This window comes from Herbaspirillum sp. CF444 (assembly GCF_000282135.1).
Taxonomy (GTDB): domain Bacteria; phylum Pseudomonadota; class Gammaproteobacteria; order Burkholderiales; family Burkholderiaceae_D; genus Herbaspirillum.
Map to the genome: position 1 here is coordinate 40,927 of NZ_AKJW01000009.1, position 7,085 is coordinate 48,011.

7 protein-coding genes and 1 pseudogene are annotated in these 7,085 nt (G+C 61.4%); 7 read left to right on the forward strand and 1 reads right to left on the reverse strand.

The window, feature by feature from the left end; translation table 11 throughout:
- The first annotated feature begins 9 nt into the window (after positions 1-9).
- From PMI16_RS01560 to PMI16_RS01590, 7 genes and pseudogenes are all read left to right on the forward strand, one after another.
- Positions 10-1,704 carry a nitrite/sulfite reductase gene (locus PMI16_RS01560; RefSeq protein WP_007875702.1) on the forward strand — a complete coding sequence of 565 codons (1,695 nt, stop codon included), beginning with the start codon at positions 10-12 and terminating at the stop codon, positions 1,702-1,704.
- Positions 1,697-2,245, forward strand: coding sequence for a DUF934 domain-containing protein (locus PMI16_RS01565; RefSeq protein WP_007875704.1), 549 nt, complete (start codon positions 1,697-1,699; stop codon positions 2,243-2,245). The genes PMI16_RS01560 and PMI16_RS01565 overlap by 8 nt, the downstream gene beginning before the upstream one ends.
- Before the next feature lie 44 nt (positions 2,246-2,289).
- Complete coding sequence (locus tag PMI16_RS01570; protein WP_007875706.1) at positions 2,290-3,024, forward strand: phosphoadenylyl-sulfate reductase; 735 nt, start codon at positions 2,290-2,292, stop codon at positions 3,022-3,024.
- Between the two features lie 101 nt (positions 3,025-3,125).
- Positions 3,126-4,061 carry a sulfate adenylyltransferase subunit CysD gene (cysD, locus tag PMI16_RS01575; protein ID WP_007875708.1) on the forward strand — a complete coding sequence of 312 codons (936 nt, stop codon included), beginning with the start codon at positions 3,126-3,128 and terminating at the stop codon, positions 4,059-4,061.
- Positions 4,061-5,398: a sulfate adenylyltransferase subunit 1 gene (locus PMI16_RS01580; protein WP_007875710.1), complete on the forward strand. Its 1,338-nt coding sequence runs from the start codon at positions 4,061-4,063 to the stop codon at positions 5,396-5,398. Before cysD ends, PMI16_RS01580 begins: the two co-directional genes overlap by 1 nt.
- A gap of 90 nt (positions 5,399-5,488) precedes the next feature.
- Positions 5,489-6,250: a uroporphyrinogen-III C-methyltransferase gene (cobA, locus tag PMI16_RS01585; RefSeq protein ID WP_157212492.1), complete on the forward strand. Its 762-nt coding sequence runs from the start codon at positions 5,489-5,491 to the stop codon at positions 6,248-6,250.
- A 50-nt stretch (positions 6,251-6,300) separates the two neighbouring features.
- Positions 6,301-6,668 (forward strand): annotated as a pseudogene (locus PMI16_RS01590) (tRNA-binding protein).
- Position 6,669: 1 nt separating this feature from the next.
- On the opposite strand, the gene PMI16_RS01595 reads toward PMI16_RS01590, so the two are convergent.
- Positions 6,670-7,047: a sirohydrochlorin chelatase gene (locus PMI16_RS01595; protein ID WP_034378804.1), complete on the reverse strand. Its 378-nt coding sequence runs from the start codon at positions 7,045-7,047 to the stop codon at positions 6,670-6,672.
- Positions 7,048-7,085: the final 38 nt, after the last annotated feature.

The window sequence follows — 7,085 nt, forward strand, 5'->3', positions numbered from 1 at the left end:
GACCACAAGATGTACCGCTATGACCAATACGATCACCTGATCGTCAAAGAGCGAGTTGCACAGTATCGAGACCAAGTGCGCCGCCGCCTCTCCGATGAACTGATCGAAGACGAATTCCGCATCCTGCGTCTGCAAAACGGTCTGTACCTGCAGCGCCACGCCTACATGCTGCGCATCGCGGTGCCATACGGTCTGCTGGCATCGCGCCAGGTCCGCATGTTCGCTCACATCGCGCGCAAATACGACCGCGGCTACGGTCACTTCACCACCCGCCAGAACATCCAGTTCAACTGGATCAAGCTGGAAGAATCACCGGACATCCTGGCCGAACTCGCCACGGTCGAAATGCACGCCATCCAGACCTCCGGCAACTGCATCCGCAACACCACTTCTGACGAACTGGCCGGCGTCGCCGCCGACGAAATCGTCGATCCTCGTCCTTACGCCGAACTGATCCGCGAGTGGAGCACCTTCCACCCAGAGTTCGCTTACCTGCCGCGCAAATTCAAGATCGCCATCAGCGGTTCCGAGCAAGACCGCGCCGCGACTGCCGTGCATGACATCGGTTTGCACGTGATCAAGAATGAAGCCGGCGAAGTCGGTTTCCGCGTGCTGGTCGGCGGCGGCATGGGCCGTACGCCCATCCTCGGCAGCCAGATCCGCGACTTCCTGCCATGGAAGCACGCGATGTCGTATCTGGAAGCGATCCTGCGCGTGTACAACCAGTACGGTCGCCGCGACAACATCTACAAGGCCCGCATCAAGATTTTGGTCAAGGCCATCGGCCCTGAAGAATTCGCCCGCCAGGTCGAAGAAGAGTGGCAACACATCAAGGATGGTCCTTCGACCCTGACCGAAGAAGAACTGCAACGCGTGGCGAATTACTTCACCGAGCCGGCCTACGAAACGCTGCCGGCGACTGACGCCGAGTACGAGCGTCTGAAGGCCGAAGACAAGGGCTTCGCCAACTGGATCAAACGCAACGTCAAGGAACACAAGGTCCCCGGCTACGCCGCCGCGATCCTGTCGCTGAAGAAAACCGGCGTGCCGCCGGGCGACATCACCGCCGACCAGCTGGACTTCGTCGCCGACCTGGCCGACCGCTACAGCTTCTCGGAGCTGCGCGTCACGCACGAACAGAACCTGGTGCTGGCCGACGTCAAGCAAAGCGAACTGTACGCGCTGTGGAAAGAAGCCAAGGCGCACGGTCTGGCCACGCCGAACATCGGCCTGCTGACCGACATCATCTGCTGCCCGGGCGGCGACTTCTGCTCGCTGGCCAACGCCAAGTCGATCCCGATTGCGCAAGCGATTGCCGAGCGTTTCGACAACATCGACTTCCAGCATGACATCGGCGACATCGAACTGAACATTTCGGGCTGCATCAATGCCTGCGGCCACCATCATGTCGGCAACATCGGCATCCTGGGCGTCGACAAGGATGGCGCCGAGTGGTACCAGGTGTCGCTGGGCGGCGCGCAGGGCAATACCTCGAGCATCGGCAAGATCATCGGCCCGTCGTTCTCGGCGCACCAGATGCCGACCGTGATCGACCGCCTGCTGCAGGTCTATGTCAAACAACGCATTGAAGACGAACGCTTCATCGATACCGTGCGCCGCGTCGGCATCACGCCGTTCAAGGACTTCGTCTATGCAAGTCCGATCAAAACCGATCAAGTTACCGGAGAAGACGCCTGTGTCTAATACCGCTCTCATCATCAAAGACAAAGTCGTTGTCGGCGACGACTGGACCGTACTGCGCCTGGCCGAAGGCGAAACGCCGGAAGGCGTGGCCGTCCCCGAAGGCAAGATCATCGTGCCGTTGAAGGTATGGCAGGCGCAACGGGCCGCATTGCAAGGCCGCAAGGAACTCGGCGTCTGGTTCGCCAGCGACGAGCGTCCGGAAGAACTGAAGGACGAATTGAAAAATGACCCGGCGCCGTTCCAGGTCATCGCCGTGGACTTCCCCAAGTTCGCCGACGGCCGCGGTTACTCCATCGCCTACAACCTGCGCGCCCGCCTCGGCTACGCCGGCGAACTGCGTGCCGTCGGCGACGTGCTGCGCGACCAGTTGTTCTACATGCAGCGCGTCGGCTTCAACGCCTTCGCCGTGCGCGCCGACAAGAACATCCACGATGCATTGAAGGGCCTGACCGATTTTTCGGAAAAGTACCAGACCTCGTGGGACGAGAAGAACCCGCTGTTCCGTCGCGCCAAACGCGAGACGGTTGCCACCCGCGATTGATCAATTGATCGAAAATCGGGATCAAGGGAAGAGAGAGTAAGACCATGTCCGAACAAGCTTTGCAAGACCTCATTGCAGCCACCCGCGTCACGCTGGAAAAGATCGCCGCCGAATACACGCCGGCCGTGTTCGCCTCCAGCATGGCGGCGGAGGACATGGTGCTGACCGACATGATCCTGCGCGGCAAGCTGCAAAACAAGATAGCCATCTTCACGCTGGAAACCGGCCGCCTGCACAAAGAGACGCTGGGCATGCTCGACCGCATCAAGGAAACCTACGACTACGACGTCACGCCGTATCCTCCGGAACCCGCGGCCGTCGAACAATATGTCAGCCGGAACGGCCTCAACGCTTTCTACGACAGCGTCGAGATGCGCAAGGAATGCTGCCGCATCCGCAAGATTGAGCCGCTCAACCGCGCGCTGGCCGGCAACAAATCCTGGATCACCGGACAACGCCGCGCGCAGTCGGTCACGCGCGCCGCGCTCGACGTGCAGGAAGACGATCCGGCGCACGGCATGGCCAAGTTCAATCCGCTGGCCGACTGGTCGGAAGAAGACGTCTGGCAGTACATCCGCGACAACAAGGTGCCGTACAACCCGCTGCACGATCAGGGTTATCCGTCGATCGGCTGCGAACCCTGTACCCGCGCCATCCAGCCGGGCGAAGACGTGCGCGCCGGCCGCTGGTGGTGGGAAAACCCCGACTCCAAGGAATGCGGCCTGCACGTGGTGGACGGCAAGCTGATCCGCATCAAGTCGCAGACCGCTCCCGCCTGATTTCGCTTACCGGCCTGCCACCAACAACACCATCCCGATGTGCGGCGCCGCTGCCATCGCAGCATTCGATTTGAAATTCGACTTGAACCAAAGGTCATCGTATGAACACAGCAGTTGAACAACTTTTCCTGGACAACGCCAGCAGCCGCCATCTGGACTGGCTGGAATCGGAAGCCATCCACATCATGCGCGAAGTCGCAGCCGAGTGCAGCAACCCTGCCCTGCTGTTTTCCGGCGGCAAGGATTCCGTGGTGCTGCTGCGCATCGCCGAGAAGGCTTTCCGCCCCGGCAAGTTTCCATTCCCGCTGGTGCACATCGACACCGGCCACAACTTCCCGGAAGTGATCGCCTTCCGCGACCAGCGCGCCGCCGAACTGGGCGAAAAACTGGTGGTGCGCTCGGTCGAAGATTCGATCAAGCGCGGTACCGTGCGCCTGCGCAATCCGCTGACCGATTCGCGCAATGCCGCGCAAGCCGTGACGCTGCTGGAAACGATTGAAGAATTCAAGTTCGACGCCTGTATCGGCGGCGCACGCCGCGACGAAGAAAAGGCCCGTGCCAAGGAACGCATCTTTTCCTTCCGCGACGAGTTCGGCCAATGGAATCCGAAAGCGCAACGTCCGGAACTCTGGGATCTGTACAACACCCGCGTGCATCCGGGCGAAAACATGCGCGTGTTCCCGATCTCCAACTGGACCGAGCTCGACGTCTGGCAATACATCGCCCGCGAAAAACTGGCGCTGCCGCCGATCTACTTTGCGCATGAGCGCCAGGTGATCCCGCGCAACGGCCTGCTGGTGCCGCTGACCGATCTGACGCCGGCCAAGGACGGCGAAACCGTCGAGAACCGCATCGTACGCTTCCGCACCGTGGGCGACATTTCCTGCACCTGCCCGGTGGCATCCGATGCGGCTTCGGTGGAAGCCATCATCGCCGAAACTGCCGTCACCCAGATCACCGAACGCGGTGCGACGCGCATGGACGACCAGACCTCCGAAGCGTCGATGGAAAAACGTAAAAAAGAAGGATATTTCTGATGAATGCCGCTGTTGCCGAAAAAGACTTGAATACAAATTCCGACGCCAACGCGCACGAACGCGGCCTGCTGCGCTTCATCACCGCCGGTTCGGTGGATGACGGCAAGAGCACGCTGATCGGCCGCCTGCTGTTCGACAGCAAGGGCATCTTCGCCGACCAGCTCGACGCCATTTCGCGCGCCAAGCACAAGCGCACCGTGGGCGACACCATCGACCTGTCGCTGCTGACCGACGGCCTGGAAGCCGAGCGCGAACAAGGCATCACCATCGATGTGGCCTACCGCTATTTCGCCACGCCGAAGCGCAAGTTCATCATCGCCGACACACCCGGCCACGAGCAATATACGCGCAACATGGTCACCGGCGCCTCGACTGCGGACGCGGTGATCATCTTGATCGACGTGTCCAAGGTCAAGCTCGGTGACGATGGCAGCGTCGAATTGCTCACGCAAACCAAGCGCCACTCGACCATCGCCCACCTGCTGCAAATCCAGCACGTCGTGGTCGCGGTCAACAAGATGGATCTGGTGAACTACGACCAGACCGTCTACGACCGCATCGTCGGCGCCTATCAGGAATTCGCGGCGCAGCTGGGCCTCAAGGACGTGCGTCCCATCCCCTTGTCGGCACTGGCCGGCGACAACGTCGTGACCGCCGGCGACAATCTGTCGTGGTACAAAGGCCCGACGCTGATCGAGCTGCTGGAGTCGCTGTCGGTGTACGAAGACGCACACGAAGAGCCGTTCCGCTTCCCGGTGCAGCTGGTGGCGCGCCACAACGGCCACGAAGCCAACGACTTCCGCGGTTACATGGGCCGTATCGAAGCCGGCAAAGTCAGCAAGGGCGACAAGCTGCTGGTGCAACCGAGCGGTCAGACCGCAACCGTCAGGGACATCCTGACGCTGGACGGTTCGCTGCCATCGGCATCGGCCGGCCAGTCGGTGACGATCCTGCTGGACGAATACCTGGACATTTCGCGCGGCGACATGCTGGCTTCGGCGGAAAGCGCGCCGACGCTGCTCAAGACCGTCAACGCCGATCTGTGCTGGCTGTCGGAAGACGCACTCGACCCGCGCCGCAAGTACTGGCTCAAGCACACCACCAAGCAAGTGGCGGCGCGCGTGACCAAGGTCGATACCTTGCTCGACATCAATACGCAGGAACGCCATCCGGCCGAGTCGCTGAAATTGAACGATATTGCCCGCGTATCGATCAACGTGCAGCAAGCCATCGCTGCCGACAGCTACGACGCCATCCGCGCCACCGGTGCCTTCATCCTGATCGATGAAGTCACGCATCAGACCGTTGCCGCTGGCATGATCCGCCTGGATGCCTGATAATCGCTGCTGTGGCGTTTCACCCGCTCAGGCGGGCTGAAACGCACGGCAGCCGGTATGTGCCGGGCTGCGATCTTTATCATTTTCAGCATGAGCTCAGCCCCAACCAATTCGCCAACGCCTCCTGATTCCGACAACGCAGTTGCGTCCACCACCGGCAAGGTCTACCTGATCGGCGCCGGTCCCGGCGCGGCCGATCTGATCACCGTGCGCGGGGCGCGTCTTCTGGCCCAGGCGGATGTCGTTTTGCACGATGCGCTGGTCACCGAAGAAATGCTGGAATTGTGCCCGCAAGCCGTCAAGATTTCCGTCGGCAAACGCAGCGGCCAACGCTCCACCGCACAGCAAGTCATCAACGAACGCCTGATCGAATGTGCATACCAGTACCGTCTGGTGGTGCGCCTGAAAGGCGGCGACCCGATGCTGTTCGGCCGCGCCGATGAAGAATTGCGCGCGCTTGACAGCCGGAACATTTCCTACGAAATCGTTCCCGGCATCACCGCCGCGCTGGCGGCTGCATCGTCGGCACAGCGCCCGCTGACCAAACGCGGCATCGCGCGCAGCGTGTCGCTGTTCACCTCCAGCACCGCGCCCGACGAACCGAGCGAATTCATCATGCCCAACGGCGACACCCTGGTGCAGTACATGGGTGGGCGCGAAGCAACGGCCACGGCGCAACGGCTGCTGTCGCTCGGTTATGCCCGGACGACGCCGGTGGTGGTGGTGGAAAATTGCAGCCGCGACAACGAACGCATCCTCGATCTGGAGCTCGGCACGCTGGAACAAGGCCTGACCCAGTGCAGCGGCCCGGTGCTCGTCATGATCGGCGAAGCGCTGGCGAACCGCAACTGAACAGCGGCTGAACCGCCTTGCAACGACGCTTGTTTTTCTGAGTACATCCCATGCACCTGCTACACGATTCCAGCGCCCCGGCGGCAGCGCCAATCGGCTTCGACGACTTCCTCAAGGTGGATATATCGGCACGATCGTCTCCGCCGAAGCCTTCCCGGAAGCCCGCAAACCGGCCTGCAAGCTGAAAATCGACTTCGGTCCGACCATCGGCATCAAGCAAAGCAGCGCGCAGATCACGACGCACTATCAGCCGGATCAACTGGTGGGCAGGCAAGTGGCGGCCGTGATCAACTTTCCGCCGCGGCAGATCGGCAAGTTCATGTCGGAAGTGTTGACGCTGGGATTCCCCGATGCAGAGGGAGAAGTGGTGTTGTTCGCGCCCGATCAGACGGTGCCGGACGGTTCGCGCCTGTTCTGAATCAGACTGAGGGATTGACCTTGGCGATGCAGTAGTTCGCCAAAGCCTGCAACACGCCGGCATCTTCGCCGGCCGCTTCCGCGATCTGAAATTGAATATCCGGATGCGCCTGCTGCAACTGCGCCATTAGCACCGGCAAATCGCGCCGGACATGTCCTCCCTGCCCCAGAAACACCGGGACGATCGTCACCTGCTGCGCGCCGTCGGCGATCTGCTGCGCCGCCAGCTGCGGCAAATCCGGCGCCATCAACTCCAGGAACGCCAGTTCCACCGCCACGTCCGGCAGGCTCGCCTGCGTCAGCGCGCGCAAGCGGCGAAACGGTTCCGCCCAACTGGGATCGCGGGCGCCGTGTGCAAACAGGATTAGCGATTTTTTCATGAGAACGTGTGATGACCTAGTGTACTGTCCCGTAAATT